The following is a 2,500-nucleotide window of genomic DNA, read 5'->3' as shown; positions in this document are numbered from 1 at the left end:
CTAGGGGTCCTCACCGGATTACCAAACCTAACCAAACTCCGAATACCTGGGAGTAATAGTCGGCAGACACACGGCGGGTGCTAACGTCCGTCGTGAAAAGGGAAACAACCCTGACCTACAGCTAAGGTCCCCAAGTTATGGCTAAGTGGGAAAGGATGTGAGGATCCCAAAACAACCAGGATGTTGGCTTAGAAGCAGCCATCATTTAAAGAAAGCGTAACAGCTCACTGGTCTAAATAAGGGTCTTTGCGCCGAAAATGTAACGGGGCTAAAGCCATACACCGAAGCTTAGGGTTTGCAGCAATGCAAGCGGTAGCGGAGCGTTCTGTAAGCTGATGAAGCCATACCCGTGAGGGATGGTGGAGGTATCAGAAGTGCGAATGCTGACATGAGTAACGTAAGGGGAGTGAGAGACTCCCCCGCCGAAAGTCCAAGGGTTCCTGCTTAAAGCTAATCTGAGCAGGGTTAGCCGGCCCCTAAGTCGAGGCAGAAATGCGTAGACGATGGGAACCACGTTAATATTCGTGGGCCTGGAGGAAGTGACGGATCATTGAGGTAGTCCAATCTTATCGGATTGAAAGGGCTGCTGCGTGGTTCCAGGAAATAGCTCCTCCTTATAGACCGTACCCGAAACCGACACTGGTGGACTGGTAGAGTATACCAAGGCGCTTGAGAGAACTATGCTGAAGGAACTCGGCAAATTGCACGCGTAACTTCGGAAGAAGCGTGACCCTTTCATGCGCAAGCATGGGAGGGTGGCACAGACCAGGGGGTAGCGACTGTTTATCAAAAACACAGGGCTCTGCGAAGTCGCAAGACGACGTATAGGGTCTGACGCCTGCCCGGTGCTGGAAGGTTAAGAGGAGGGGTGCAAGCTCTGAATCGAAGCCCCAGTAAACGGCGGCCGTAACTATAACGGTCCTAAGGTAGCGAAATTCCTTGTCGGGTAAGTTCCGACCTGCACGAATGGCGTAACGACTTCCCCGCTGTCTCCAGCATAGACTCAGTGAAATTGAATTCCCCGTGAAGATGCGGGGTTCCTGCGGTTAGACGGAAAGACCCCGTGCACCTTTACTATAGCTTTACATTGGCATTCGTAGTGGCATGTGTAGGATAGGTGGTAGGCTTTGAAACCTGGGCGCCAGCTCAGGTGGAGCCACCCTTGAAATACCACCCTTATCACTATGGATGTCTAACCGCGGCCCGTTATCCGGGTCCGGGACAATGTATGGTGGGTAGTTTGACTGGGGCGGTCGCCTCCTAAAGAGTAACGGAGGCGCGCGATGGTGGGCTCAGAACGGTCGGAAATCGTTCGCTGAGTGCAATGGCATAAGCCTGCCTGACTGCGAGACTGACAAGTCGAGCAGAGACGAAAGTCGGTCATAGTGATCCGGTGGTCCCGCGTGGAAGGGCCATCGCTCAACGGATAAAAGGTACGCCGGGGATAACAGGCTGATGACCCCCAAGAGTCCATATCGACGGGGTTGTTTGGCACCTCGATGTCGACTCATCGCATCCTGGGGCTGGAGCAGGTCCCAAGGGTATGGCTGTTCGCCATTTAAAGCGGTACGTGAGTTGGGTTCAGAACGTCGTGAGACAGTTCGGTCCCTATCTGCCGTGGGTGTAGGAATATTGAAAGGATCTGTCCCTAGTACGAGAGGACCGGGATGGACGGATCTCTGGTGGACCTGTTGTGGCGCCAGCCGCATAGCAGGGTAGCTATATCCGGACGGGATAACCGCTGAAGGCATCTAAGCGGGAAACCCACCTTAAAACGAGTATTCCCTGAGAACCGTGGAAGACGACCACGTTGATAGGCCGGGTGTGGAAGAGCGGCAACGCTTGAAGCTTACCGGTACTAATAGTTCGATCGGCTTGATCGTTCTCATTCCTAATGCCCATTTCTGGCGACAATCCCTGGATTGCGCCGAGATGGATGGCACAGAAAACAGCTTCTCGAGCAACGTGCGTTTTGCCGACCTGGTGGTTATGGCGGAGCGGCTGCACCCGATCCCATTCCGAACTCGGCCGTGAAACGCTCCAGCGCTGATGGTACTTCGTCTCAAGACGCGGGAGAGTAGGTCGCTGCCAGGTCTGCCAAGCGCACGTTGTTTAATCTTCTAATCTTCTCCTTACGAACAGGCCCGCCAACGGGACTCCGGGCCGCGCAAGCGGCCCTTTCATTTGGCGGAAGCTTGAATTCGGTGAGCCAAGGCTTACCTTTAGGGTTGACGCGGGGTGGAGCAGCCCGGTAGCTCGTCAGGCTCATAACCTGAAGGTCACAGGTTCAAATCCTGTCCCCGCAACCAAAATACGAAAACGGCCCGCCTTGTGCGGGCCGTTTTCGTATGCGCTGAAGTACGGCGACAGGACACTTAGCAGTACCCATCCGGTGAAGACCGCAGACGTGCGTATCCGGCGGCCATGAGCACCTGAGCACCGCGGTGCCGGGGTCAAGCTTTCGATGGGGAGACGCGATGATATTCTTCGAGGAGGAGTT

1 tRNA gene and 2 rRNA genes (1 of these 3 cut by a window edge) are annotated in these 2,500 nt (G+C 54.8%); all 3 read left to right on the top strand.

The features are described from left to right. Positions 1 to 1,883: ribosomal RNA gene (locus NKI63_RS28940) — 23S ribosomal RNA — on the top strand (it extends 924 nt beyond the left edge of the window). Between the two features lie 96 nt (positions 1,884 to 1,979). Next, positions 1,980 to 2,094: ribosomal RNA gene (gene rrf / locus NKI63_RS28935) — 5S ribosomal RNA — on the top strand. A 138-nt stretch (positions 2,095 to 2,232) separates the two neighbouring features. Next, a tRNA-Met gene (locus tag NKI63_RS28930) sits at positions 2,233 to 2,309 on the top strand. Positions 2,310 to 2,500: the final 191 nt, after the last annotated feature.

It is taken from the genome of Mesorhizobium sp. M0410, from assembly GCF_040321435.1.
GTDB lineage: Bacteria > Pseudomonadota > Alphaproteobacteria > Rhizobiales > Rhizobiaceae > Mesorhizobium.
The sequence above is the reverse complement of the archived record's forward strand: the minus strand, read 5'-3'. Positions and strand labels throughout refer to the sequence as shown.